The sequence below is a fragment of the Legionella sp. km535 genome (assembly GCF_003990085.1).
Classification (GTDB): domain Bacteria; phylum Pseudomonadota; class Gammaproteobacteria; order Legionellales; family Legionellaceae; genus Legionella; species Legionella moravica.
On the sequence record NZ_RZGU01000015.1, the window covers coordinates 42,091 to 67,361 of the forward strand.

Here is a 25,271-nt window from a genome sequence, read left to right on the forward strand (position 1 = left end):
CATGCATGAGATCCCTTGGCACCCTTCTGCTTCTATTGAATTACTCCAGCAACGCGCTCAGTTTATTGCAAAAATTCGTCAATTTTTCAGTAGCAGACACTATCTCGAAGTTGAAACACCGATAATGGCTCAATTTGGTGTGACTGATGTGTATTTAAGTAATATCAAGGCCACTTTTCGAGGACGATCTTATTGCCTGCAGACCTCGCCTGAATACCATATGAAACGTTTGCTTGCCGCAGGCAGTGGTCCTATTTTTCAGTTGGCGCGAGTTTTTAGAGATGATGAGCTGGGGAGGTGGCATAATCCTGAGTTTACTTTATTGGAATGGTATCAGTTGGGCATTGATCATCATGCCTTGATGGAGGAAATGGATTTATTGTTGCAAACCTTATTACAGACTGAGCCAATGATCAAAAAAACGTACCAAGAGGCCTTCATTGAAAGTTGTGAGCTGGATCCGTTTACCGCCTCGATTGATCAATTCAAGAATGTACTGTTGAACAATCAACTGGACACTGTTTTGTCATCTCAGGAGCAGGACAGAGATCAGTATTTATTTTTATTAATGAGTCATGTTGTTGAACCTTTCCTTGGCAAGATTAATTCGCCTGTTGCCGTTTATGATTTCCCACCTTCTCAGGCATCTTTGGCTAAAATTCAGAATGGTGTAGCCGAACGGTTTGAGGTTTATTATCAAGGAGTAGAGCTAGCGAATGGCTTTCATGAACTCACCGATGTTCATGCTCAAGCGAAACGTTTTGTACAGGATAACGATCTGAGAAAACAGCATGGTTTGCCCGCAGCAGAAGCCGACCACTATTTATTGCAGGCTTTGGAACATGGATTACCTTCATGCAGCGGTGTTGCTCTGGGAGTGGATCGCTTGCTTGCTCTAGCCTTGGAACAGCCAGGAATAGCCGATATTCTTTCTTTTGATTTTTCAAGGGCCTGACACGATTTGGTTATAAAGTTACAATAACCACGGAACATGTCATCTATAATGCATTGCAGTGTCTTGCCCTGAATGTGAAAATCCTCTTGATAGAACAGCTTATTCTTTTGAATAAGCATTACGTCCCAGCCAAGTTAAACCACTTCAATTTCAACAGGAGCAAGGCCTTTGATACCGAGTTTTTTAGCGGCACCGAAGGATAAATCAATTAGCCTGTTCGATACAAAAGGCCCTCGATCATTAATTCGAACTACTATCGACTTACCGTTATTCAGGTTTTTCACCCGTACTCGAGTCGCAATGGGGAGTGTTGGATGAGCTGCGGTCATCGCATACTTGTTGAAACGCTCACCGTTCGATGTTTTTTGATGCCGGGGGTGTGTTCCGTACCAGGAAGCAATTCCTTTAGCTTTGTAGTTTTTGGCAGACTTCATCACATGATATGTTTTACCTCTAACCACATACTGACCCGGACCATTAGCTTGTTGATGGGTGCAAGCAACCAGCAGTATTGGGAGTAAGCCTGTTAGGAGTCGTTTAATAGTCAATGAAATTGTAAATTTGTTCATAAAGTTATCTTTTACATCCTATTCTAGTGTTATCATTTGCCCTCATCATTAATCGTATTGATTGGTTCTTTTTGGGATGAGTGTGTACCAGCAAATGCTATTGTATAAGCTTTATTCTATCACATGATGCAAATCTCTTCACCCCAAGGGCTTTTAATGCAGGATCATGTGAACTTTATCTCTGTACATGACCCATAAAACTGTCCTGACCCCTGCGCGCATGATAGGTTTTTTTGTCATTTAGAGGAACTTTAAATTGAAAATTGGTCATAAAAAAACACTCAGGTTTTATTGGGGGGGGGGCGCTATCCATTCGGACATTATAAATATTCGGATGTAGGGCTTGCGAGCTTAGGGAAAATAACTCAAGCCCAGCACCTCCTTATGATCTAATTGAGTTCATTGTGTTTAAAATTTGGCATTTATTGGGAGTTGATGTGTAAAATTAAGCCTATAATTATACTAGAGCTTAGTCATTAGGAATAAAATTATGGCAAATCAAACACGCGAAAGTTTAATTCATCAAGCGAAGAATGGTTCTAAGGCTATCGCTTTGATTTATTCACCAGTCGAGCTTCATGAATACATTGTAGAAATTATCTCTAAAGATGCTGATGAATTTATTCATAAAGGAAAAGAGCTATGGCATTTCAATTCTATTGACGATGCTTTATCTCGAGCAGCACAATATGGAGCACAGGAATTTTTTCTATGCGCTGACAATACGTACGATGAGTGTGGCTCAGACACTTGTCGGCAATCCTTTGATTATATACCTCTATATTCAAAGAATAAGACCATTAAAAACAATTAGGTAAGGTCCCTGAAGTCTTATTGTATCCAGGCTTTCTGTTTGGTTTGAGATATAAAACAAAGTACGAGCACTGTACTTTATACAGTTCAGACGGCTTCGGAATACGTAGTGTATTGCAATGGCATGTACTTTGTAAATTTTCGTCTCCTTGTATAAAATAGAATCCCAATGAGATGTGAGTATTTTTTAGTTCAGTATGTACTCACATCTCAATCGAATTCCCGCGGCTGTGACCGCGGGATCCACAGCGTTAGCACTGCCCCCTGGGCCGCGATCAAAGCCACTTGGCATGGATAAAGATGTGATCAAGCGACAGTTGGCTATTTAGAACGTTAAATCCTGTTTGGTATAGTTGAAAGTAATCTGAATCAATGAAAAGACTTTCTTTTGCTAAAAAAAGATCAGAGTGGTTGATGCAGAATATGCATTCAGAATAGAATGATTTAACTATTAAGCTACAATGAATTAAAATGAATGTTCAGAGGAACGTGTAGTGAATAAAAACAATATTACTGGTCGCATGGATTCTGGACTGGGTCATTATTGGTATCCTTTGGGATTCAGTCAGGTTCTCCGTAAAAATTCAGCGAAACCCCAACGTTTTGTATTACTCGATACACCCATAGTCTTGTGGCGCTCTCAAAATGAATGGCGTGCTCATAAGGATGTATGTCCTCATAGACAAGCGCCTTTGAGTTCAGGTCTGGTGGTGAATGATGAATTAGTCTGTCCCTATCATGGCTGGTCATTTAAACCTTGCGGCACTTTAAGTGCTGTACCCTCTCTTTGTGATGCGGATCAACCTAAATCAAAGCCGGGCTTGATTCCCTTTTTAGTACATGACGATAATTTGATGGTTTGGGTCTGTTTACAAGAAACAGCACGATTAGCTCCACCTAAAATTATAGAAACCACCTCAAATAAATCAAAAACCGTACTTATTGAAAAAAAGTTTAATCATCATATAGAAGATATTATTGAAAACTTCATGGATTCACCTCACACGTTATTTGTTCATTCGGGGTTAATACGTGATAGTAGCCAATTAATGTCACGGTTGGTTGATGTTTCCATGCACGAAAATGAGGTTTTAGTTAGTCATCATCCATCACAGGAAGACATCAGTTTATTTAGCCGATTAATTAATCCTCAAGGAAAAATGGTTTCTCATACGGATACGTTTATCTTGCCAGCGCATGTCAAGATTAATTATTATTTTGAGACCGAGAGTCCGGCATTTAGTGCCTGGGTTGCCATGCGGCCGATCAGTGAAAATCAAACTCAATTATTTTTTGCAATTACTTTAAATTTTAATGGGATGATCAACAGGATTTTTACCCCCGTTGTGCGGCTCATGGCTGAACGGATTCTTTGGCAAGATCGAAAAATATTAGATTTGCAAAGGGAAAATCTCGCTTATGAAAAAACGCGCCATTCAGCCTCTTCAATAGGTGATTGTGCTAGCAATTACATCCGCAGGCAACGTTATGATGCGGATCAACTATCCAGGAATGGCATTATTTTGCCAGCACGTACTATTAATTTGAATTTATAATGGCTCATCATGAATAATTTTTTTGATCAAATTATTTATTCCTCTGCCAACGAGGATCCGCGTTCGGAACTAGAGGGATTAAAGCTTAATGAAACAGATCATGTTTTATGCATTACGGGAAGCGGTGCTCGACCTCTTGATTTACTGAGCCAGGCTGATTGTCAAATCACCGCTGTTGATTTTAATGCAAAACAAAATTATTTATTAGAGCTAAAAATGGCTGTTATAAATCATCTGGATTATGAATCCATGCTTGATTTTATCGGTGTTAATCCTTGCCGGCATCGGGACGAGCTTTATGCAAAAATAAAAAAAGATCTATCCAGGGAGGCTGCTGACTTTTGGCAAAATCAGTTTTCTTTAATTCAGTCAGGAGTCATATATCAAGGAGTTTGGGAACACTACATGCGCCAGATAGGGAGTATAGTCGCACTCCAGAAAAAAACCTTAGCTAAATTGTTTTCATGTACCTCTCTGGAAGATCAAAAAAGAATATGGAATGACGAGTGGAAAAGCCGTTTTTGGTCCTTGATTATTTATATTACAGGGCGCCGATTTATCTGGAAGTATATTTTGAAAGAACCAGGTATTGCCTTTGTCCCTCGTGATTTTGATATTTCTGCATATCTGCATAATCGCTTTGATCACATAGCCGGGACACAACTTTTTGCTACTAATCCTTATTTAAATCTGATTTTTTTAGGACAGTATCATTCAGATTGTTTACCCATTCATTTGCAAGAAGAACACTTTCGGCAACTTAAACAGCGTTTGGGACGTATTGTTATTAAAAACTGTAGCCTGGAACAAATATTAAGTGAATCTCCTAATACGTTTACTGCATTTTCGGTTTCAGATTTTTCATCTTATGCCAATAGAAATAGCTATGACGTCATCTGGAAGCATATTATTCAAGCGGCACAAAATAATGCTCGGTTTGTCGAGCGCAGTTTTCTGGTTAAGTATGATTTATCTGAAGAGGCTGCATCGCACATCATGATTAATCAACCATTATCTCAAAAACTAACCGAGCATGATCACAGCTTTATTTATGATATTCGTTGCGGCACGATTCATAAATAAAAATGGCGAACTTCAGGCAGGGTAAAAAAACGTCGCTTCATGTTTATTATAAAATAGATTCAAAATGCGCGAGTCAGGGATTTCCTGAAATTGCTTTATCGATGCCAAATCAGTTTTTCCTTGAAGCTTGACAGTAAAGATCAACTGTTTTGCCTTGCCAGATTCAATCCATTTCCTGATAAGGGCATAGGCTCTATCTGGATAACAGGCCACGTCCGACAGTACCCAATCATAACCGTGCTGCAGAGTATAGGGATCTAAAGCAAAGGCACTTTGTTGTAAAAAATGAACTCCAGGAAGTTTTGCTATTTTCTCATCTAAATGAGCTTTATCAACCGCAGTAACCGTCGCACCCAGTGATTGCATGACGTAAGTCCAGCCTCCTGGTGATGCGCCGAGATCCAACACTGTATCACCTGGTTTGGGGTATTTGCCCAGCAGAAAAAGTGCTTCCCATAATTTTAAATAAGCGCGATTGGGTGGGTTTACTTTATCTTCTATGAAGAAACATTTCCCCTGCGGCCATTTTTTTAAGCGTTTAGTACTATAAATCAAGGTATTTTGATCCATAAGACAAAAAGCCCCAATAGCAGGCAGCTCAATATCTCTGGCAAAATGCCGATCGAGAGATGGGCACTTACGGAGTTGATCTTCAATCAGTCGCGATCTTCTGATGTGATGTACGGGGTGTAAGTACCAAAATTTTCCTGCTTGACGAAGAATTTTAACGGCTTCAGAAATAGATTGAAAGTTGACGACCACAGGCTCCAGCCAAATATCCTGAGCAAAACAGACATCGAGTTTTTGGCGAGGAGAAAAAACCAAATCTTCAACGACTTCTGTTGTTACTCCTAATTCGTCACAAAGTTCAGTGCGAAATTCGGGTTTGGTGACGTATACGGCGGCAAGATTCTTCAAAATTTCCATAAAATCAGTCTAAATTATTCACAAACATGGAGGGGTGATTTTCATCATTTCCGGGATTATTTAAAACCAATGAAGTATACACAATATGGCTGTCCTAAGTAATCCATTGGATTCTAATAAATCTCGGTACAGAGGATAATTTTTTCATGTACAGAATGGCTTATTCATGGAATATTATGGAGGAAAGCAGTGATGGCTTGTTTGGTTTAAATGAACTTGATTCACATTGAATTAAATAGGTAGTGATGTGGTGATTTATGTCGTCTTCTCAGAGTAGTATAACTTCAGAACAGGCTGCGCAATTGGCCTCTGATTATGCGCGATCTTATATCTTGCTGGGTAGTACTCAATTGATCAACAATTCTTATCTTGCCATTCAAAAGTCTTCCCTAAACAAAGCGTTGTTGGATCTGCGCCGATTATGTAGGGAATCTCGGTTATACGATTTGGAAATAGATAAAACAATCAAGCGATTTTATCAGACGATTGATCTATGCAAAAAATTCTCATTAGGTAATTGTTATGAACTGGCAATAATGGCTTTAGATTATGTAGTTCACTTTCTGCCTGAGATTGAAGCGGAAGTTTACTGCATCGTCGGAGGGGATCATGCTCTTTTGGTGTTAGGAAAGGAGAAAAACAGTCATCCGAACAAGCCAGAAACATGGGGTACCAATGCCTATATTTGTGATCCTTGGGCTAATGAAATTTATCCTGCATCGCAATATAAAGCCCGGATTAAGAATTTTTATCGCACTAAAGACAGTCAATCGGGCACTTATATAAATCATGTACAGAATTTTGATCCTCTCAGACACTCATTATCGCCGATGAAGGATTTGAATACTCAACATCTCCGGCAAACACAATCGGAGGAGCATCTTAAAAAACTGGTTAAATTCTTTGAAGAGAAAAGTACCTATATACTTAATGCCATGAATTATTTGAAAAGAAGGTTAGAGGCTATAGTCAACCGTTTACTGGACAAATACGGTAAGGACAACGATAAGACAGTGGTAATTAGTAACATTATGAAGCAATTGCGCCAGTCAGTTAACGTGATTAGGGGCAATATCAATAAAAATTATAATCTGGATGATTACACCAATTTACGGGATACATTAGAACATTCTTTAAAACAAAACGTGAGTGCTTATGCTCAGGCTGTTCGAATAAGCCAAAACGATAGCGATGCGTTAAATCGATATCATAATCAAAACGCGTTCAGCACAAGCATATTACAATTTTTTAAAATCCCTCCTGCTACAGTTCGCTCTACCCGGCATGCATTACAGACTTCAACCAATGAAGTTCATAGGATATTGAATGAAGATCGCATTACTTGGTCAATAAAATAAGGTAATGCTGTGCCCGGAGTTGGCGTGGATTGAACTTGATAAGTAAACTTGATTGAGTCCCAATTGATAACTGATCCATTTGATTAATAACATTCAACAAGTCCATACTGTATTTGAATCAACTTGATATTAATCTCAACGGTTTCACTGACCAACATTATTGATGAGGAATTTATGTCAGAAATAGTCATAGTTCTTTTTTTGCTGGCAGTTTTTCTGGGGATTGTTCTCATCAAGAAACCCCAAAGCGAATTCGCTTTGGGGCGCTTGAAAGGAGCAAGACACTTTTTTGAATCTTTAATCCTGAATTCAATTGCTGAACTCAGGTTAAACCAGTGGGTGGTCATTTAGCAGACTTTAGCGTCTGTTTTTTTTATTGTTGTAAGGCCTGTATTGCTCGCTGACTCTGGGTTTAATCGGTGATTTTCTCGGATTAATTAAACAGAAAAGGGCTATGGAAGCCAAATACGGTAAACCGAATAAAATGAGCATATGTTTTAAAGTTCCTGAGGCAGCGATATCCATTAAGCTAATGATTACAAGAATGAGTTGGACCATTCGGTTTTTGATAAAATCAGGGATGAACAGTTGTACCATTTTTTTTATCCATTATTGATGATTTGGGGCTTCTGATCCTGAATTTGGCAGTTGTATCATCGCCATTAAATGCACGAAGAGGCTGCTGAATTCAGGATGAAGAGACTTTAAACACCATTAATTGCAGACACTTTTACTCTCTGCAATGATGGAATAGACCTCATTGTCTCCTATGACGATATGGTCTAATAATCGCGCATCTACCAGCTCAAGCGCCTCACGAATGCGCTCAGTAACTTCCAGGTCCTGATGACTTGCATCGGACACTCCAGAGGGATGGTTGTGAGCGAGAATCAATGCTGCTGCATTGAGTTGGAGAACCCGTTCTATAATAGGGCGCGTATGAACGGTTGCTGAATTAATCGTGCCTGAAAAGAGCTCTTCGTAAGCGATGATCCGGTGTTGGGTATCCAGATAAAGGGCAGCAAAGGTTTCATTTTTATAATCACGCAATCTTTTTTTCAAATAAGCATATGTTTGTTTGCTGTTGGTTATCTGGGTTTCTTTTTGTAAATGGATAAAATCACTGCGACGGCAGATTTCTTTTACTGCCTGTAATTGCAGGTAGCGCACTTCTCCCAGACCGGAAACCTGCTTGAAATTCTGGGCGGAGGCATTCAGGATTGCCCGTAAATCTCCAAGATGCTTGATCAGATCATAGGCCAACTGCAAACAGGATTTTTTCCTGCTTCCGGAGCTGATAAATACCGCTAGTAATTCAGTGTCAGAGAGGCTTTGTACGCCGTAATGAAGTAATTTTTCACGCAGATCGAACCGCGGTGTTGATTGGACAACCGTCATTTTGTATTCCTTTTTTATTCCTTTATTGCGAAGTTTGTGCTTTGATCGCTGGTATTCTTATAAAAAACGGTCAGTCATGCAAGATTTTATTGATAAAAAAATCCTTTTGGGCGTTTGTGGCGGGGTTGCTGCTTATAAGTCAGCCTATCTGGTAAGAGAGTTAACTCGACTTGGAGCGGAGGTCAGAGTGGTAATGACTCAATCCGCCCAACAGTTTATCAGTCCATTGTTAATGCAGGCATTATCCAGCAATGAAGTACGTACTGATTTATTTGATCGGCAATCGGAACATGCCATGGGGCATATTGAATTGGCGCGGTGGGCTGATTACTTATTAATTGTGCCGGCATCGGCAAATTGTCTCGCTAAAATGGCTCAAGGCATTGCAGACGATTTATTGTCTACCTTGTATCTGGTGACTGAAACTCCAGTCATTGTTTGTCCTGCGATGAATCGGAGTATGTGGGCTCATCCTGCAACCCAGGCAAACTGCGCGCTTTTGAAAGAGCGTGGTGTTTTTTTTGTTGGGCCTGAAGAGGGTTCACAAGCCTGTGGTGAACATGGATTGGGACGCGTCAGTGAAGCAGAACAGATCATTAGCGCTCTGCGTTTGTATGAGGTTCATCAATTATTAGCAGGGAACAATGTGCTGATTACAGCCGGCCCCACCCGAGAGGCAATTGATCCTGTTCGCTATTTAAGTAATTACAGTTCTGGAAAAATGGGCTTTGCTTTGGCAGAGGCCGCAGCCATGGCTGGAGCGCGCGTAACGCTGATTAGTGGCCCCAGTGCTCTGTCCGCTTCGGCAGGAGTCGAATTGGTTCGGGTAGAGTCGGCGCAATCCATGCTGGACGAAGTAATGAATCGTTTGCAACCGGGCACTTTGTTTATCGGAGCGGCTGCGGTTGCTGATTATAAAGTGGCGACCCCGGCAACGGAAAAAATTAAGAAAAATAATCATGCAGAATTAACGCTTGATTTAGTAAAAAATCCCGATATTCTCAGTATGGTTTCAGCCAGTGGTCAAGCAGGGTATGTCGTTGGGTTCGCCGCAGAAACGACTGCTCTGATTCAGTATGCCAAAGAAAAGTTAATTAACAAAAAATTGGATATGATCATCGCGAACCAGGTGGGGAATGGATTGGGTTTTGAGAATGATGACAATCAAGTCACTATAATTACAAAAAACAATCAGATAGATCTTCCTATGACCAATAAAACGCGGCTGGCTGGACAAATTATTGCAATCCTTGCTGCAACTCTGCAAAATGGCCGCCATTGAACTTATTGGAATTGATGATGCACCAGGTAATACAATTAAAAATACTGGATTCACGGATTGGGGACACGATTCCCTTGCCTGCCTATGCCACTGATGGTTCTGCTGGTTTGGATCTGCGGGTTTGCATTTCTGAACCCATCCAGATAGCCCCACAGGAAACGGTTTTGTTGCCTACAGGACTTTCTATATACATAGCCGATCCCAAATTGGCCGCAGTCATCTTGCCTCGTTCGGGTTTGGGGCATAAAAATGGCATTGTTTTGGGAAACCTCGTTGGTTTGATTGATTCTGATTATCAGGGGGAGCTAAAAATATCCTGTTGGAATAGAAGTCAGGAATCTTTTACGATAAACCCTGGTGAGCGTGTTGCGCAATTGGTGTTTATTCCCGTAGTCCAGGCAGCCTTTGAAATAGTGAATTCATTTACTGAAAGCAGTCGAGGTGAGGGCGGTTTTGGCAGCTCTGGGAGGCATTAGATGATGTATCAACAGGTACAAATTCCTCGTTCCGTTTTTCGTGCCTATGATATCAGAGGTGTCATAGGGCAAGATTTGGACGAACACTCCTTTTATACCATTGGTTTAGCGATTGCCTGCTATTTGCAGGCTTTGAACCGAAAAAGCATTTACTTGGCTCGTGACGGTCGCCTTACCAGTCCCAGTTTGTCTCAGGCCTTAAAAACAGGGCTTCTGGACAGTGGAATTGATGTGGTGGATCTGGGCGCTGTAGCGACGCCTGTGATGTATTATGCTACCCATACTCAAGGTCTGGATTGTGGGTTAATGGTTACTGGAAGTCATAATCCGGCCAATTATAATGGCATTAAAATGGTGTTGGCAGGGAAAACGTTAACACAGGAAGATATAGACACTCTTTATGAGCTGGTTGTTGAGGGCAAACGCTTACAAGGACAAGGGAAGGAAACGCATTTCGATGTAATAAGCCATTATATCCAGCGTATAGTCAGCGATATTCAACTCAAAAAGCCATTGAAAGTTGTGGTTGATTGCGGAAACGGGATTGCCGGGCCAATTATTCCTGCAGTTCTCTCTGAATTGGGCTGTGACGTTATTCCTTTATACTGTGAAGTGGATGGTCGTTTTCCCAATCATCATCCTGATCCGACCATAGAGGCGAACTTAGTTGATTTAAAGGAAGCAGTAGCCTTTCATCATGCTGATATAGGATTGGCTTTTGATGGCGATGCTGATCGCTTGGGCTTAATTACCAATTCAGGGGAGATGATTTGGCCCGATCGTCTAATGATGCTTTTTTCCCGTGAGGTTTTAAGTCGAAATCCCGGAGCGACCATAGTTTATGATGTTAAATGTTCTACTCATCTGGAACACGTCATTAAGGACGCAGGTGGAATTGCAAAAATGTGTCCTACAGGACACTCTATTGTTAAAGCCGTTATGAAAGAAGAACAGGCTGCTTTGGCTGGTGAAATGAGTGGTCATCTGTTTTTCAAGGATCGTTGGTATGGTTTTGATGATGCGTTGTATAGCGCTTGCCGATTATTAGAAATTATCAGTGCTTCAGATTTAACCGTTAGTGAGCAATTCAAATTAATCCCCAACAGTATCAACACTCCAGAATTGAAAATCACTATAGCAGAGCATGAAAAATTTATTTTTATGAAATTGTTTAGTGAACACGCTGATTTTCCTGATGCGCGCATTCTAACTATTGATGGTCTGCGAGTCGAGTTTGCTAATGGCTGGGGATTATTAAGAGCATCGAATACTACTCCTTGCCTGGTTGCTCGATTTGAAGCAACGGATGCGGATAATTTGTTGCACATTCAACTGTTATTCAAAAGGCAAATTCAATTATTAAATGCTGGCCTGGTATTACCCTTTTAATAACGAATAAAAAACTTTTGTTCAGAGAGGTATCAGGATCATTTGATAATTGCTTCCTTAGCTTACGTTCCGCGCTATATGCGCGGAATCTTGAAATGGTCTCGTTTAATGTAGGTTCATTTTAGCGAGGATCTCTCTGGAATAAATCGTGGAATTTTGGGAATCAATTGATGACCTGCCAACTCATCCCAATGGAGTTGTCATTATTTGGAACAATTTGGGGTTTTATTCGATTCATTGTCTATCTCAGATTCTGGTCTTTTCTCAGCGATAACGGTTGAATAACGGTTGGCGAATAATTGATGCGGATTTATTTTCTGTCGGCATTCTGAATCATTAATCAGATTGTTCAGCTCCATTCTGGTTGATGAATTACCGTATAAACCTCGTATTGCCCTGACTATCCACAGAGAGCTGCGTAATTGACTAATGAAGAGAAACTCTGATGCTATGGGGTGATTTTTTGCTCCATTCAAATCGTTTTTTAATTGGTTTATCTCATTTGGAGAAAGTTTATTTATATGCTGTTCGATGATGTTGGCAGCAATTATTTTTTTTGTTTTCAGATTTAAATCAAGATCCTGGCTTATTTCACCCATCACCGCTTTTAAGTCAGCATAATTTTCTATCTTACGATCATAGTACTGGGATCGAAATTGATAATGTTCTATATCAATGCTCTTTGATTCTAATATTTCTACAACTTTGGGTGTCATCTTTGCGCCATGTGCCAGAAGATGTTTTATGACGCATAAAGGATCTTTGCCTGGATTTGTCTTTTCAGATCCAGTTTCATAGGATTTGGCCAGCTCGGCAGCCAATTCAATGGGAAGTTGGCCATCGGAGTTAGCAGTACCAAAATACTCACTGAAGGATTTGTGACTTTCATCAAAACGATATTCTCCCAGGCGAATAGTAACATGCAGAGGAGTATCTCCATTTTTGATCACGGATTCATTTTCAGACGAACATAAGGTTAAATACCGTTCGGATTGTCTCTCAATATCCTTTTGAATTGATGCGGTTAGTGAGTGCTGGTTGTATGGCTCCGCCGTCATGTACTGGTTGAATTCCTGTTTAATGGCTTTAATATCATTTTTTCCTTGCTCACTGTTAATATAGGCACGAAACTCCGGAATTGAGAGGAGCGCTGCTCGTAGTTTTATAATTCGTTCATGCATTGCTTGAGTGACCAAATTTATTTCAGATGCATCTTTGGGGTTCGATGGATCGAAATGTAAGGCCAAAGCATTTTTCATGAGTTGTTCAGGAGTCAGGATGCATTTCAACAGGCGTTTCCATTTATAACGATTAAACTCCTGATCATTTTTTAAATTGATGAATGCGTTTCTTTCGCTGGAATTGATGTATGCTTTATCATCATTAAATTGAACCATAAACCGCTTATAAGTCGGCCAATAATGATTTCCAGAATCCTGGAGATCTGGAAAATTGAGCAAATCTCGGGGCGTAATGTTAAATGACTTTTCTCCATACGACCAGTTTGTGCTCCGTAAATTGATAAACGACATAATACTGTCGCTGAGCATCAACTCATGATCGATATTAAAAAAAACGATATGGGGCTTGTTGTTTTTGATGATGGTATAGATCCCGATGTTTCCCTTGTGTAAATCGTCTTCTTCCAGGGTGTATTTATTGACAAAAGTACTGGCAAGAGAATCCATATCAATTGTAAGCGTGCCTAGATTTCTTTGTTCCATCAGGGTGTTGAAAAAACCGTGGGGAAGCTGATTAAGAAATTGGTATGGAATATCCGCGGAACCCCTTACCTTGACCTGTTCAAATCGATATTGCATTTTTTCCGATGAATAACTGATTTTTTGAAAGGCAGTGTTTTTAATATTAACTTGTTGGGCAATAGAAAGATGGATGTGAAGAGAGGCCACACCGGTAATCTTGTTGTGTTCCTTATCATGTACCAAATGATAACTGGGTGTTGAATGAGGCAGCATAAAGAGACGAGCCATCTCACTAAATGCTACTTCTTTGATTGATAATTCAGGGTTTTGATGTTTATTTTCTTTATAAATTATGGGAACAAGAGCTCCATCTTCACGCTGATAGTTCAGGTCGTGCTTGATGTGTCCAGTTCGATCTGAACCAGAATGTTTATTTAACCCATTAATATGATTTACTAAATAGGGATCAGGCATTGCCAGATTTCACCATTTTGAAAATTAACCTTACAGATTAAGCGTAGCATAATAAGATTAAGAGATTATTATCTCAGTTGGATTTATTAACGGTCGTGGCTAAGTGATGTTTTCATTTAAACGATCTAAATGCAACAAGTGTGGGCATTTTGTTTATTTAGTGGATCGAAATGGGCAATTTATGTTAAATTGATGGGCAATTTTTGACATTAATTAGATCCAGGAGAAGAAATGCCAAACTTACAATTGAAACAGCAGCTTCAGCTTCAATGGGCTGGCCAAAATGGGCTTATAAAAGATTGGAAAGCAATACCAAAAGCGGAACGAATCTTGTTGATTGAACTTGCTGCGAGTACGTTAATTTCATTAAATGCCCCCGCTTTGGGTTTGCTGGCTTTAATGGCATCGTTGGCTCATTACGGTTATGTTTTGAAACCGAGTCAGGATGCCCTGGTCAGGGAATACAAAGAATATTTGAATAGAAATATAAATAACATGGCCTTCTTTAACCAGAATCCAAGATATCAGGAAATTGTTAAAGAAGTTGGGGGTACGCCTGCTGCTTTGCATAATGCGTGCATCTTGCAAATGAATTAGATCTGTTATTGAGTTCCTCTGTACATGACAGGTTTTTTTGTTATGTACAGAGATTGAGTTCAAATCTTTCTGAGAACATAGAGCATCACTTCTAACGGATGCTGATTGTGTAGACGTGCCGGTACTTTTTCTTGTTTGATGAGTTCAAGCTGGCATTCATTGGCCAGGTCTTTTACATAATCAGGATGATGGTTGAAGCGAGCACTGGTTTGCAGTGTCCATGGTTCTTTTTCACTGAGTTCTGCAGAAAAGATAAAATATCCTTGTGGGTTGAGATGAGCACTGATTAACTGGAATAGGCTACTCAAATCTCCAAAATAAGGTAATACATCTACGGCAACTATTAAATCATAGAGTTGTTTGTTTTGATTAAGAAATTCAATGACTTCCGAATGAACCAGTGAGTCATAGATCCCTTTTTCCCTGGCATGGGCGAGCATTTTTTCTGCAATATCAATTCCTGTTAATCGCTTGCTGATTTCACGCAGTACTATGCCTGATAATCCGGTTCCGCAACCTATATCCAAAGTGTTGTTGACCTGGAGTAACTCCAGTTCATGTACTGTTCTGCCAATGTGCTGCGGCAGCGAATAATTGAGTTGGTCCTTCATGTGCTGTTCATAATATAGAGCATAATTATTAAACAGATTTTTGGCGTAATCCGGGGTCGTGTCTGCATCTGTTGCCCCATTTAGGGCATTGAGCATATGCCTGCTGATGGTATCCTGGGGATTAATGGCTAAAGCCCTTTGTAAATATTCTCGTGATGTTTCTCGCATATCCATTTTTAAATAAATGGCTGCCATATTATTCAGGGAGGGGGTGTGGGTGTGGTTTAAATTCAGGATCTGCTCAAAAAAAATAATCGCTTCATTCAAATGGCCCAGAGCCATTTGCGCAACGCCTGAGTTATATAAATACTCTATATTATCAGGTTCCTTTTTTAGTAAGACATCGTAATGCATCAACGCGTTTTCAAAACGGTCATGATGCATGAACGTGGCGGCCAGATTGTTGCGAGCATCTATGTTTTCATTGTCCAGAGCTAATGCTTTTGTGAAGTAATCGACAGCAATCTGGTTTTGATCTTTTTTGAGAGCAATAACCCCGAGATTGACCAGTGTTTGAACTTGTTCGTGATCCTGCTCCAGCACTTTTTGAAATGCATGCTCTGCTTCTGTCAGCATATTCTCTTCCAGATATAAGATCCCCAAATAAAAATAGGCTTCTGTATGAGCAGGATTGAGCGTAATGACATTATTAAATTGAGTTTTAGCAGCAGTTAATTGATTATTCTGAAGCAACAGCAACCCCAGATTAAAATGAGCTGCGCTAAAATCCGGTTCTGCATTCACTGCTTTTCCATAATGGATTAGTGCTTGTTGGTAGTTATTTTGTAAAGCATATACTGTCGCCAGATTATTATGTGCCTGTGCATATTCTGGTTTTAGTTGAATTGCCTTGAGGTAAAATTGAATGGCTTTATCCAGTTGATTGGACTTTTTATACGCATTGGCAAGATTATTTAATAATGCGGGATCACCAGAGTTTACTTCTTGTGCCTGTAACAAATATAAAATCGCATTATCCATGTCGCCTAACTGAGCATAAGTTAAACCCAGAAAATGCAGAGTGTTGTTATGTTTAGGGTTTATGGACAGGATGTGTTCGTAAAGGCTGATCGCTTGAGGAAGTTGGCCTTCATATTGAAATTTATAGGCTTCGGCAAAGAGATTTTCGAGTTCAACGTTCATTTTAAACTGGGAATAAATTCGCGTAAATGGAGTAATGCTTTTGCGCGATGACTGATGGTATTTTTAATTTTAGCAGGTAATTCTGCTGCTGTGCATTGATATTCTTTTATAAAAAACACAGGATCATAGCCAAATCCACCAGAGCCTGTTGCTACCAGACTGATAGTTCCATGGCAAATGCCTGTGGAAATAACTGGAGCAGGATCATGTGCGTGTTGAACCAGGGCTATAGCACAGTAAAAATAGGCCTGCCGTTGTTCGTCGGGTAAATGCGCCATATTGTTTAATAAACGTTGGATATTCTCTTGATCAGTAGCTCGCTCTCCTGCATAGCGTGCGGAGTAGATACCGGGTTCGCCATTAAGAGCAGGTACTACCAATCCTGAGTCATCTGCCAATGCCGGTCTATTGGCAAGTAAGCTGGCATGTCGTGCTTTTATTATGGCATTTTCTACAAAACTTAATCCGGTTTCTTCAGCGCTGTCTATACCTAAAGAGGATTGGGAAATACAGTGAATGGGTGCTAGTAAATCACATAATTCTCTGATTTTTCCAGCATTACTGGTGGCAAGAATAATTTCGTTCATTTATTTATCTTTAGAATTTTTTGTCATTGTAACGTGAGAGAGGCAAGAACTGAACTACAGAATTACTAAATAATTTTATGGCATCAAAGAAATAATAAGGCCGGAAGTCTTGCAACATCCGGCCTTTAAAGGAGATATCCGAGCAGATTAAGAATACAGTGCTTCAACACCGTTCTCAGTGAGAAGTAATCAGCTCATCTGAGCTTGAGGTTCGGATGATGGAACATCTTCTCCAAAATTAATATCGGCTCTGAATTGTTGTGACTCAATTAAGCCAGCAACTTCCTGGAGGTCTTCCGCTTCTTGCTGGGTGATTTCCATAGCATGAGCTGGAGCAAGATAATTGATTTTGATCTCTTCTGGAACGCATATTTGGGGATGAGCCTGGATGTATCGGTCTGAGCGCTCGAGATATACGTTAACATATCCTTCATAAACAGACTTGCCATTAAGCATCTCCAATTCGCACAAATCAGCGAAATGAGCATTCACATTACCAAATTTGTCTCTGCCAAATTTATTGCCTAATCGTTCTTTTGCTGCTTCACTAACTCGTACAATATGCATACCGTCCAGTTCATCACGATCTTGCTTGTATTCTTCAGGGCAACTATCAACCATAGGCTGTCTTTTCTCAGATTTGGTTTTACCTGATTTCATTTCTCCATGATATTTGCTGACTTTACCGGATAAAGATGCAGAGATCAGTGTTTGATCGCCATTGTGCTGAATGTGACATTGGTAGGGATTGGACTGAACATAATCTTTACCGGGTGTAATATGCCATCCAGTAAATTGCAACAGCGTTTTAACTATTGATTTTAATGCGTTAGGTATCCAGGTTGATTGGGTAATCATGTCGTACACTGCGGCTTTAAATGATTTAAATGCATTATTCATGACTACGCGCAGCTTGATATGAGCTTGATCTTCGAATTGTTTTTTTACTTCCAGGGCAATACCTGCTCCATAACAGTCACCTTGTAAAATGATGTCGTCAGGATGAACGCCTTGTTTTAGTAAGGATTTCACGACAGAGATACCGGCATTGGTTAAGTCATTTGCTTCTCGAACCTGTCCAGTACTTTTTCCTGTGCCTGGAAAATTGAATGCATGAACTGTGGCGCCAGTTTGCTTGGCAGCAGCAGTAATATCGCGGAAGCAGGCTTGATAGTATGTATTTGCTCCAGGAAAATAAACGATGTGTTTGCCCGTTCCTGGCTTTTGTTCTGCGCCTACTGGCGGTGCGCATTTTAGAACTTCCAGTTGGCAGTTTTTACCGGTGGTTAATTTTGAATCAACCATGGTTAAGTTAAAATTCAAACCTTTAAACGCTTTGTAGTATAGCGCGTTTTCATCTGTTTTTTGTTGTTGAAGGAAATCATCAAATGCTGCATTTTCTTCTGGATTAACTGTTTTGGCTCCATACCCTTTTTCTTTATACCAATCACCTTTGCCTACAGGAAATAATGCGCCAGCGACCAAAAGTTGTAAGCGGCTATGAAAAAAAGAGTCTTTTTTCACTAGATTAGCAGACCTGTCTGTCTTTGTCTTCGCCATGGGTTTCTCCAAATACAATTAGAAAATGTGAAGTTAAATTGTAGCAAGGGATCCTTAAGGGAGTATTAATTATCTTCACGTAGGTTAAATATTTATCATTATTTAAAAATTAAGGATATTTTATCAAATTTAGTAATAAAGGTGATCTAATATGAAGCAAAAATTTTTAATACTTAGCAATTGTCCAATTTTTAAGTTAAAATGGAGGGGTATTTTATTCAAAAGAACTCACCATGCCTATATCTCATATATTGTTAGCCCTGTTGGTAGTGCTAGTTTGGGGAATTAATTTTATATTCGTCAAGTGGGGTCTTGATGAAATGTCTCCCTTACTGCTTTGTGCTCTACGATTCCTGATGGCAAGTGTTCCTGCGGTATTTTTTATAAAACCACCTGCAGTCCCTTTTCGTATTATTGCAGCGTATGGGTTGGTGATGTTTGCTTTACAATTTGCTCTGCTGTTTATTGGCATGCAGGTCGGTATGACTCCTGGAATGGCCTCTTTATTGATGCAGGTGCAAGTATTTTTCAGTATCTTTTTTGCCATAATTTTTATTGGGGAAGCCCCAACTGCCGGTCAACTCGTTGGTGCCCTGGTTTCATTTTCAGGTATAGGGCTGGTTGCCATGCATTTTGATTCCAATGTATCGTTACCGGGATTTTTATTTATCATGGGAGCCGCAGCTACCTGGGGTATTGGAAACCTGATAACCAAACAGATTAAAACGAATAATTTAATTTCAGTTATTGTATGGGGCAGCTTTGTTGCGTGTTTTCCCATGTTTCTTCTTGCTTTACTATTTGAAGGGCCTGGAAGTTTCAGTTATACCTATGAGCATTTAAGCTGGAAGGGTTGTGCTTCATTGGCTTATATTGTCTATGTCTCAACGTGGATTGGTTATGGGGTCTGGAACTGGCTGATTAGTCGATATCCTGTCGGAATGATTGTTCCGTTTACTTTATTAGTTCCTGTAGTCGGAATGCTTGGTTCTATTTTGATATTGGGTGAGCCTTTTCAATTATGGAAGCTGGAGGCTGGTTTGTTAGTTATCAGCGGGCTTTGTATCAATATATTAAGCACTCGCTTCTTAATGACAAAAACACTTCCCAAGACGGCATAAATTCTGATGAGCTCATTTAAAAACATTATTTTATGTGCGGATGATTTTGGCCTGAATCAAGGGATTTCTCTGGGTATTTTAAAGCTGGTGCGAATGAATCGATTGTCTGCAGTAAGCTGCATGGTGAACGAACCGGATTTTCCCATATATGCCAAAGACTTGCTAATTCTGAAAAATCAGATTCGTACAGGCCTGCATTTTAATCTCACCGAGGGTTCATTTTTATCAAATCCCGAAAAAAAGTGTTTTCGTTTAAATGAGTTGATTCTAAGAGCTCATACCCGAATGATTCACAAAGCACAGATTCTTAATGAATTGAATGCTCAGCTCGATCATTATGTGGGGGTGATGGGAGAATATCCTGAATTCATAGACGGCCATCAACACGTCCATCAGTTTCCAGTAATACGAGAAGTCCTGCTTGATCTGTATCAACAAAGAAACTTAAAGGAAAAAGGAATATTCATCCGCTCCACTTATCCGGCAATTGCGCTTCCCCAATTTAAAGTGAAGTCAGTACTCTTGGCGAGAACTGGAGGGGAAAAATTCCATACTCAGTTGCAGCAATGGAATATCCCTCACAACAGCTGTTTTTCTGGCGTGTATGATTTTGCTCCTGATTCAGATTATAGAGCCTTGTTTCGACAATGGTTGGCTCAGGTGCCTCATGGTACCCTAATCATGTGTCATCCAGGAGAGGGGGACGATCCTGATGATGTGATTTCAATTACTCGAAAACAAGAACTGAATTATTTTATGAGTAATGAATTTTTGCGTGATTGTGAGGAGCATCAAATTAATTTGAGTTTAACGACAAGCCCAGAATCTTGAGAGTAAATAGCTGTAGACAGCGACTAAACCTAATACCAGGATCAAAGCAATCAAATAATTTAAATGGGTGAAACGCAACAAGAGAAAATAAAGTGATTCGTTCAGTAGTCCAGCAGAGGCTGCGACCAGAAAAAAATGCGGTAAACTTAATTGTTTTTGATCTTGAAGTTTGGAAAATGTCAGGTATTTGTGACCCATAAAACTGATGTTAAATGCGATTAAAAAAGCAATAATATTGGCAATCAGTGGGCTGATAGCGAAACTGGTGACCAAACAGAGTACGCTCATAATGTGTACAAAAGCGGATGTTGCACCAATACCTGTGTAGTAAACCAGTCGATGAGATAGTTTAAGTTCTGCTGTCATCAAAGCTGGAATCCTCATCGATAATATAATGTGGCCTGTATTTTACTTCATCAAAGATACGCCCAATGTATTCTCCTACTACGCCTATAGCAAAGAGCTGCAATCCACCAAAGAAGGTTATGGCTGTGACTATGGTTGCCCAACCGGGAGTCTGTATGCCAAATATCAGGGTGCTGATAATGATCCATGCCGCATAGAATAAGGCTGCTGTGGCGACCCCTATTCCTCCTAAAGCGATCATTCTTAAGGGAAAGGCGGTAAATGAGGTAATGCCTGTGATTGCCAGATCCAGCAAAGAATAAAAACTCCATTGTGATGTGCCAGATTTTCTAGGTTGCACTTCAAAAGGAATGGCAATTTGTTTGAAACCAACCCAACTGTATAACCCTTTCATAAAGCGATTGCGTTCCGGCAATTGTTGCAGGGCATTCACAATTTTTCGATCTAGTAATCTAAAATCTCCAGCATTTGCAGGGATATTGATGTGGTTTATTTTAGAAGTAAATTGATAAAAAGCTTTTGCACAGGTTCTTTTTAGCCAGGACTCGTCTGATCTGTTTTGACGAACGGCATAAACCATATCATAGCCTTGCTCCCATTGACGCACAAATTCACTTAATAATTCAAGTGGATGCTGAAAGTCGCTGTCCATCAGAATAACTGCATCTCCACGAGCATGATCCAATCCGGCGCTTATTGCTTTTTCTTTTCCAAAATTACGGCTAAAACGAAGGTATCGAATGGGAAATTGCGTTCTTAATTGTTGAATAATCGTGAACGTATTGTCCTGACTGCCATCATCGATCAGGAGCATTTCATAAGGGTAGTTTAACCCTTTGAGCGTTTTATCCAGCGCGGCAACGAATTCAGCAACGATTTCTTCCTCATTAAATACAGGAACGACACAGGAAATCAGTTTTTTGTTTTGTGTAGTTTTTGACATAATGATTTTAATGGGCTTACCACTGATATTAAGACTGCGCATATTAACCTAATTTGGGAAGTTGCGTCTATGCCAGCAATAAAAAGGAATGCAGGTTTTGTAGTATCTTCTGTTTCTGTACGGTACTTCCCATAATAGGTGGTGATGGAGTACTCTAGAGCGAAATATCGTTTCATTGAACAGGGAACTGGTGATGCATGAATTATGGTTGTGCAAGAGTATCCTTGAGCTTGTTACTCAACAAGCAGTTGCGAAACAATATGCGCAGGTTAAAACAATTGTTTTGGAACTTGGCCAGTTAAGTGCTGTTGACCTGGAATCATTGAATTTTAGTTTTAAGGTGATAGCGCAGGGCTCTGTCGCTCAAAATGCCGAGCTACAAGTTATTGAAGTTCCCGGTGAAGCTCTGTGTCATGCCTGTCATGCAAAGGTACCTGTTAAACAATACTACGATGATTGTCCCAAGTGTGGCAGTCATGCATTAAGTATTATACAGGGTGAAGAGTTACGAATTAAATCCATGGTGGTTGAATAATGTGTGGAATTTGCGGATGTACTGAAGAATCGAATCATAGTATAGAGCACGAGCATCATCATCATGATCATCATCATGATCATCAGGAGCATGAAGGGCATTTGATTCAGGTTGAACAAAATATTCTGGCAAAAAATAATCAGTACGCTAAGGACAATGAACGTTATTTTTTGCAAAAAAATATTTTGGCATTAAACATGATGTCCAGCCCCGGTTCAGGAAAAACGACTTTGCTTGCCAAAACAATAAGCGATTTAAACACGATCATTGATATAGCGGTAGTTGTTGGTGATCAACAAACTGATTTTGATGCCAGTGCAATTAAAGACAGTGGTGGAACAGCCATCCAAATTAATACGGGAAAAGTCTGTCATTTGGATGCTCACCGAGTGGGGCATGCGTTAGAAGGACTCCCGTTGAAGGAGCGGTCGATTTTAATCATTGAAAACATAGGTAATCTGGTCTGTCCCGCTTTATTTGATTTGGGTGAACACTATAAAATCGTCATGTTATCCGTTACCGAAGGGGATAATAAACCCCTTAAATATCCCGATATGTTCCATGCCGCAGATTTATTAGTGATCACTAAAACGGATCTTCTCCCCTATGTTGATTTTGATTTGGAGCAATGTAAAGAATACGCCCGCAGAATCAATCCTGAACTTGAAATCCTGCCACTTTCTACAAAGAGTGGTGACGGGTTGCAAGTATGGTATGAATGGTTGAACACTCAATTAATGGGGCTTTCTGACTTAAAGAAGATGTAAATGAAGTGCAACAGGCTGCAGATTCAGATTCAGGGTCAAGTTCAGGGGGTCGGTTTCAGGCCCTGTGTATACAGGATTGCGAAAAAACTGAATTTAACCGGATGGATTCAGAATAATGGCGCGGGGGTGCTTATAGAGATTCAGGGAAGTCAAAGTGAGCGTTTTTTAGATGAGTTAAAAAGTAACTTACCTCCATTGGCAAAAATGAATCAAACTCAGTTATTATTCATTCCATTAATATCAGAGGAAACGGGATTTGACATTCGAGAGAGTACACCTGGAACCGTAAGTACGATAATTAGTCCGGATACCTGTGTTTGCCCTCAATGCCTGAACGAATTATTTGATCCAAAAAGCCATTATTATTTATACCCCTTTCTCAATTGTACTCATTGCGGCCCAAGATATTCAATAACACGTGGTTTGCCTTATGATCGGTGTCAAACTTCAATGGATGCATTTCCGCTGTGTAAAAGGTGTAGTGCTGATTATTTAAATCCTGAAAACAGACGTTATCATGCCCAACCTACAGCTTGTAGCGATTGCGGTCCGCACCTTTCTTCATCTATTCATGATGGAGCGCAACGGATACTGCGTGGAGAAGTGATTGCATTAAAAAGCCTGGGTGGATATCAGTTAATTTGCGACGCGCGAAATGAAGCCAGTATTTTAAAGCTCAGAGCACGCAAAAACAGAGAAGCAAAGCCATTGGCATTGATGGCGGCAAATCGTGTTAGTGCTGAAGCTCTCGTTCACGTGACGGAACAAGGTAAAATCGTATTGGCGAGTCGAGAGAGACCTATAGTTTTGTTGGAAAAAAAAGATCGAACCCTACCTGATGCGTTGGCTCCGGGATTAAATCACCTTGGAGTGATGTTGCCTTACACCCCAATTCATTATCTTTTGTTTCATGCCTTGGCAGGAGAACCTGAGGGGAGCCAATGGCTTGATGAATTTCAAGCAATGATTTTGGTGGTAACCAGCGCTAACTTTGGTGGTGAGCCTTTAATTATCGACGATAATGAAGCGCGAGACAAACTGTCCTCTATAGCGGAACAAACGGTATCCTACAATCGTCAGATAGTCACCCGAGCTGATGATTCGGTTGTCCATATGGTGAATGATGCCCCGCTTTTTATTCGTCGCTCCCGAGGATACGTTCCTCAGCCTATTCAATTGCCTCGAGCCATTCCTTCTGTTTTGGCAGTAGGGGGGCATTTAAAAAATACCTTGTGCATTACTCGCGGAGATGAAGCTTTTGTGTCTCAACATATAGGGAGCTTAACCAATAAGGCAACGATTGAGTTTTTTCATGAGACTCTGGAGCATTTAAAGCGTTTTTTGGATGTTGAGCCAGAACGAATAGCCCATGACATGCATCCAGATTTTTATACTACCCGATTCGCAGAAAATTATGGGGTTCCATCTTATGCCATTCAGCATCATCACGCTCATCTTGCATCAGTAGCTGCAGAATATCATATTGATTACCCCGTTATTGGTCTGGCTTTGGATGGTTATGGATATGGAATAGATGGTTCAGCATGGGGAGGCGAGTTGTTGTTATTGGACGAGGCGCGATTCACACGATTAGGGCATTTAGCCTGTATTCCGCAACCCGGCGGAGAGATTGCTGCTCGAGAACCATGGCGCATGGCGGCAGGTGTGTTGCACCATTTAGGTAGAAGCCATGAAATAGAAGCGCGGTTTGCCGAGCAACCCTCCGCACAAGCACTACACCTTTTATTGAAACAAGGTATTAATTGTCCTCAGACCTCAAGTTGTGGGCGTTTATTTGATGCAGCAAGCGCTCTGTTGGGTGTTCAAACGCTGTCTTTTTATGAGGGGCAAGCGCCAATGAAGTTGGAAAGCCTGGTGACCAAGCCTGAAGTATTGAAACAGGGCTGGCGGATAATGGATAATGTTTTTGATATCATGCCCGTTTTTGATTATTTATCCGATCTTGCCGATCCGGTAAGAGGAGCCAATGTGTTCCACGGGACCTTAATTGCTGGGCTTGCTGAATGGATCACCAAAGTTTGTCGAGAGAAAGCTCTCGATAGGGTGCTGTTAAGCGGTGGTTGTTTTTTAAATCAGGTCGTGGCCGAAGGATTAAGCAAGGCATTAATTCAATTCGGAATCACACCGTTGTTGCCTCGAACTCTGCCGCCTAATGATGGTGGAATTTCATTGGGACAGGCATGGATTACTGGAATAATGTAAGGAC

24 protein-coding genes are annotated in these 25,271 nt (G+C 40.4%); 14 read left to right on the forward strand and 10 right to left on the reverse strand.

Annotated features, from left to right (window positions below; translation table 11 throughout):
* Position 1: 1 nt before the first annotated feature.
* Positions 2-955 carry an elongation factor P--(R)-beta-lysine ligase gene (epmA, locus tag ELY21_RS10065; protein ID WP_127109140.1) on the forward strand — a complete coding sequence of 318 codons (954 nt, stop codon included), beginning with the start codon at positions 2-4 and terminating at the stop codon, positions 953-955.
* Positions 956-1,089: 134 nt separating this feature from the next.
* On the opposite strand, the gene ELY21_RS10070 is transcribed toward epmA, so the two are convergent.
* Positions 1,090-1,524 carry a septal ring lytic transglycosylase RlpA family protein gene (locus ELY21_RS10070; RefSeq protein WP_028383746.1) on the reverse strand — a complete coding sequence of 145 codons (435 nt, stop codon included), beginning with the start codon at positions 1,522-1,524 and terminating at the stop codon, positions 1,090-1,092.
* A 490-nt stretch (positions 1,525-2,014) separates the two neighbouring features.
* Here ELY21_RS10070 and ELY21_RS10075 point away from each other — a divergent pair, with 490 nt between their 5' ends.
* The 3 genes from ELY21_RS10075 (at position 2,015) to ELY21_RS10085 (ending at position 4,976) form a co-directional block, all read left to right on the forward strand.
* Positions 2,015-2,338: a hypothetical protein gene (locus tag ELY21_RS10075; RefSeq protein WP_127109142.1), complete on the forward strand. Its 324-nt coding sequence runs from the start codon at positions 2,015-2,017 to the stop codon at positions 2,336-2,338.
* Between the two features lie 493 nt (positions 2,339-2,831).
* Complete coding sequence (locus tag ELY21_RS10080) at positions 2,832-3,893, forward strand: aromatic ring-hydroxylating dioxygenase subunit alpha (RefSeq protein ID WP_127109144.1); 1,062 nt, start codon at positions 2,832-2,834, stop codon at positions 3,891-3,893.
* A 9-nt stretch (positions 3,894-3,902) separates the two neighbouring features.
* Complete coding sequence (locus ELY21_RS10085; RefSeq protein ID WP_127109146.1) at positions 3,903-4,976, forward strand: DUF3419 family protein; 1,074 nt, start codon at positions 3,903-3,905, stop codon at positions 4,974-4,976.
* Positions 4,977-4,988: 12 nt separating this feature from the next.
* Here the strand turns inward: ELY21_RS10085 and ELY21_RS10090 are convergent, their stop codons facing one another.
* Complete coding sequence (locus tag ELY21_RS10090) at positions 4,989-5,903, reverse strand: FtsJ-like methyltransferase family protein (RefSeq protein ID WP_127109148.1); 915 nt, start codon at positions 5,901-5,903, stop codon at positions 4,989-4,991.
* Between the two features lie 257 nt (positions 5,904-6,160).
* Here ELY21_RS10090 and ELY21_RS10095 point away from each other — a divergent pair, with 257 nt between their 5' ends.
* Positions 6,161-7,261, forward strand: a complete 1,101-nt coding sequence (locus ELY21_RS10095) for a hypothetical protein (RefSeq protein WP_127109150.1) — start codon at positions 6,161-6,163, stop codon at positions 7,259-7,261.
* Positions 7,262-7,618: 357 nt separating this feature from the next.
* Here the strand turns inward: ELY21_RS10095 and ELY21_RS10100 are convergent, their stop codons facing one another.
* Both ELY21_RS10100 and radC read right to left on the reverse strand, forming a co-directional pair.
* Positions 7,619-7,858, reverse strand: a complete 240-nt coding sequence (locus tag ELY21_RS10100) for a hypothetical protein (protein ID WP_028383751.1) — start codon at positions 7,856-7,858, stop codon at positions 7,619-7,621.
* Positions 7,859-7,975: 117 nt separating this feature from the next.
* On the reverse strand, positions 7,976-8,659 hold the full coding sequence (radC, locus tag ELY21_RS10105; protein WP_127109152.1) for a DNA repair protein RadC: 684 nt from the start codon (positions 8,657-8,659) through the stop codon (positions 7,976-7,978).
* A gap of 76 nt (positions 8,660-8,735) precedes the next feature.
* Here radC and coaBC point away from each other — a divergent pair, with 76 nt between their 5' ends.
* The 3 genes from coaBC to ELY21_RS10120 are packed head-to-tail and all read left to right on the forward strand — an operon-like array spanning position 8,736 to position 11,806.
* Positions 8,736-9,941, forward strand: coding sequence for a bifunctional phosphopantothenoylcysteine decarboxylase/phosphopantothenate--cysteine ligase CoaBC (gene coaBC, locus ELY21_RS10110; protein WP_127109154.1), 1,206 nt, complete (start codon positions 8,736-8,738; stop codon positions 9,939-9,941).
* Positions 9,942-9,958: 17 nt separating this feature from the next.
* On the forward strand, positions 9,959-10,417 hold the full coding sequence (gene dut / locus ELY21_RS10115; RefSeq protein WP_127109239.1) for a dUTP diphosphatase: 459 nt from the start codon (positions 9,959-9,961) through the stop codon (positions 10,415-10,417).
* A complete protein-coding gene (locus tag ELY21_RS10120; protein ID WP_127109156.1) occupies positions 10,418-11,806 on the forward strand; it encodes a phosphomannomutase/phosphoglucomutase in 1,389 nt (462 codons plus the stop codon).
* Between the two features lie 203 nt (positions 11,807-12,009).
* Here the strand turns inward: ELY21_RS10120 and ankK are convergent, their stop codons facing one another.
* A complete protein-coding gene (gene ankK, locus ELY21_RS10125; RefSeq protein WP_127109158.1) occupies positions 12,010-13,983 on the reverse strand; it encodes a Dot/Icm T4SS effector AnkK/LegA5 in 1,974 nt (657 codons plus the stop codon).
* Positions 13,984-14,214: 231 nt separating this feature from the next.
* Between ankK and ELY21_RS10130 the strand changes: the two genes are divergently transcribed.
* A complete protein-coding gene (locus tag ELY21_RS10130; protein ID WP_127109160.1) occupies positions 14,215-14,580 on the forward strand; it encodes a hypothetical protein in 366 nt (121 codons plus the stop codon).
* 59 nt (positions 14,581-14,639) lie between these two features.
* On the opposite strand, the gene ELY21_RS10135 is transcribed toward ELY21_RS10130, so the two are convergent.
* The 3 genes from ELY21_RS10135 to sdbB form a co-directional block, all read right to left on the reverse strand.
* Entirely contained in the window at positions 14,640-16,334 is a 1,695-nt protein-coding gene (locus tag ELY21_RS10135) for a tetratricopeptide repeat protein (protein ID WP_127109162.1), read from the reverse strand.
* Positions 16,331-16,921: an RdgB/HAM1 family non-canonical purine NTP pyrophosphatase gene (rdgB, locus tag ELY21_RS10140; protein WP_127109164.1), complete on the reverse strand. Its 591-nt coding sequence runs from the start codon at positions 16,919-16,921 to the stop codon at positions 16,331-16,333. The genes ELY21_RS10135 and rdgB overlap by 4 nt, the downstream gene beginning before the upstream one ends.
* 189 nt (positions 16,922-17,110) lie before the next feature.
* Positions 17,111-18,481 carry a Dot/Icm T4SS effector alpha/beta hydrolase gene (gene sdbB, locus ELY21_RS10145; protein ID WP_127109166.1) on the reverse strand — a complete coding sequence of 457 codons (1,371 nt, stop codon included), beginning with the start codon at positions 18,479-18,481 and terminating at the stop codon, positions 17,111-17,113.
* Between the two features lie 233 nt (positions 18,482-18,714).
* Between sdbB and ELY21_RS10150 the strand changes: the two genes are divergently transcribed.
* Both ELY21_RS10150 and ELY21_RS10155 read left to right on the forward strand, forming a co-directional pair.
* Positions 18,715-19,602: an EamA family transporter gene (locus ELY21_RS10150; RefSeq protein ID WP_127109168.1), complete on the forward strand. Its 888-nt coding sequence runs from the start codon at positions 18,715-18,717 to the stop codon at positions 19,600-19,602.
* A 6-nt stretch (positions 19,603-19,608) separates the two neighbouring features.
* The gene (locus tag ELY21_RS10155; RefSeq protein WP_127109170.1) at positions 19,609-20,433 is read left to right on the forward strand and encodes a ChbG/HpnK family deacetylase; all 825 of its coding nucleotides are present in this window, start codon (positions 19,609-19,611) and stop codon (positions 20,431-20,433) included.
* Here the strand turns inward: ELY21_RS10155 and ELY21_RS10160 are convergent.
* Entirely contained in the window at positions 20,410-20,799 is a 390-nt protein-coding gene (locus ELY21_RS10160; RefSeq protein WP_028383762.1) for a GtrA family protein, read from the reverse strand. The two genes, ELY21_RS10155 and ELY21_RS10160, sit on opposite strands and share 24 nt — an antisense overlap.
* Positions 20,783-21,742 (reverse strand): glycosyltransferase family 2 protein, encoded by a 960-nt coding sequence (locus tag ELY21_RS10165; RefSeq protein WP_127109172.1) that lies wholly within the window; start codon positions 21,740-21,742, stop codon positions 20,783-20,785. The genes ELY21_RS10160 and ELY21_RS10165 overlap by 17 nt, the downstream gene beginning before the upstream one ends.
* A gap of 193 nt (positions 21,743-21,935) precedes the next feature.
* Here ELY21_RS10165 and hypA point away from each other — a divergent pair, with 193 nt between their 5' ends.
* The 3 genes from hypA to hypF are packed head-to-tail and all read left to right on the forward strand — an operon-like array spanning position 21,936 to position 25,267.
* Entirely contained in the window at positions 21,936-22,277 is a 342-nt protein-coding gene (gene hypA, locus ELY21_RS10170) for a hydrogenase maturation nickel metallochaperone HypA (protein ID WP_127109174.1), read from the forward strand.
* A complete protein-coding gene (gene hypB, locus ELY21_RS10175; protein ID WP_127109177.1) occupies positions 22,277-23,044 on the forward strand; it encodes a hydrogenase nickel incorporation protein HypB in 768 nt (255 codons plus the stop codon). The genes hypA and hypB overlap by 1 nt, the downstream gene beginning before the upstream one ends.
* The gene (hypF, locus tag ELY21_RS10180) at positions 23,045-25,267 is read left to right on the forward strand and encodes a carbamoyltransferase HypF (RefSeq protein WP_127109179.1); all 2,223 of its coding nucleotides are present in this window, start codon (positions 23,045-23,047) and stop codon (positions 25,265-25,267) included. It abuts the gene before it with no gap.
* Positions 25,268-25,271: the final 4 nt, after the last annotated feature.

Coding starts and splice junctions, on each gene's coding strand:
- epmA (WP_127109140.1), top strand. CDS start 2: ATGCATGAGATCCCTTGGCACCCTTCTGCTTCTATTGAATTACTCCAG.
- ELY21_RS10070 (WP_028383746.1), bottom strand. CDS start 1,524: ATGAACAAATTTACAATTTCATTGACTATTAAACGACTCCTAACAGGC.
- ELY21_RS10075 (WP_127109142.1), top strand. CDS start 2,015: ATGGCAAATCAAACACGCGAAAGTTTAATTCATCAAGCGAAGAATGGT.
- ELY21_RS10085 (WP_127109146.1), top strand. CDS start 3,903: ATGAATAATTTTTTTGATCAAATTATTTATTCCTCTGCCAACGAGGAT.
- ELY21_RS10090 (WP_127109148.1), bottom strand. CDS start 5,903: ATGGAAATTTTGAAGAATCTTGCCGCCGTATACGTCACCAAACCCGAA.
- ELY21_RS10095 (WP_127109150.1), top strand. CDS start 6,161: ATGTCGTCTTCTCAGAGTAGTATAACTTCAGAACAGGCTGCGCAATTG.
- ELY21_RS10100 (WP_028383751.1), bottom strand. CDS start 7,858: ATGGTACAACTGTTCATCCCTGATTTTATCAAAAACCGAATGGTCCAA.
- radC (WP_127109152.1), bottom strand. CDS start 8,659: ATGACGGTTGTCCAATCAACACCGCGGTTCGATCTGCGTGAAAAATTA.
- coaBC (WP_127109154.1), top strand. CDS start 8,736: ATGCAAGATTTTATTGATAAAAAAATCCTTTTGGGCGTTTGTGGCGGG.
- dut (WP_127109239.1), top strand. CDS start 9,959: ATGCACCAGGTAATACAATTAAAAATACTGGATTCACGGATTGGGGAC.
- ELY21_RS10120 (WP_127109156.1), top strand. CDS start 10,418: ATGATGTATCAACAGGTACAAATTCCTCGTTCCGTTTTTCGTGCCTAT.
- ankK (WP_127109158.1), bottom strand. CDS start 13,983: ATGCCTGATCCCTATTTAGTAAATCATATTAATGGGTTAAATAAACAT.
- ELY21_RS10130 (WP_127109160.1), top strand. CDS start 14,215: ATGCCAAACTTACAATTGAAACAGCAGCTTCAGCTTCAATGGGCTGGC.
- ELY21_RS10135 (WP_127109162.1), bottom strand. CDS start 16,334: ATGAACGTTGAACTCGAAAATCTCTTTGCCGAAGCCTATAAATTTCAA.
- rdgB (WP_127109164.1), bottom strand. CDS start 16,921: ATGAACGAAATTATTCTTGCCACCAGTAATGCTGGAAAAATCAGAGAA.
- sdbB (WP_127109166.1), bottom strand. CDS start 18,481: ATGGCGAAGACAAAGACAGACAGGTCTGCTAATCTAGTGAAAAAAGAC.
- ELY21_RS10150 (WP_127109168.1), top strand. CDS start 18,715: ATGCCTATATCTCATATATTGTTAGCCCTGTTGGTAGTGCTAGTTTGG.
- ELY21_RS10155 (WP_127109170.1), top strand. CDS start 19,609: ATGAGCTCATTTAAAAACATTATTTTATGTGCGGATGATTTTGGCCTG.
- ELY21_RS10160 (WP_028383762.1), bottom strand. CDS start 20,799: ATGACAGCAGAACTTAAACTATCTCATCGACTGGTTTACTACACAGGT.
- ELY21_RS10165 (WP_127109172.1), bottom strand. CDS start 21,742: ATGTCAAAAACTACACAAAACAAAAAACTGATTTCCTGTGTCGTTCCT.
- hypA (WP_127109174.1), top strand. CDS start 21,936: ATGCATGAATTATGGTTGTGCAAGAGTATCCTTGAGCTTGTTACTCAA.
- hypB (WP_127109177.1), top strand. CDS start 22,277: ATGTGTGGAATTTGCGGATGTACTGAAGAATCGAATCATAGTATAGAG.
- hypF (WP_127109179.1), top strand. CDS start 23,045: ATGAAGTGCAACAGGCTGCAGATTCAGATTCAGGGTCAAGTTCAGGGG.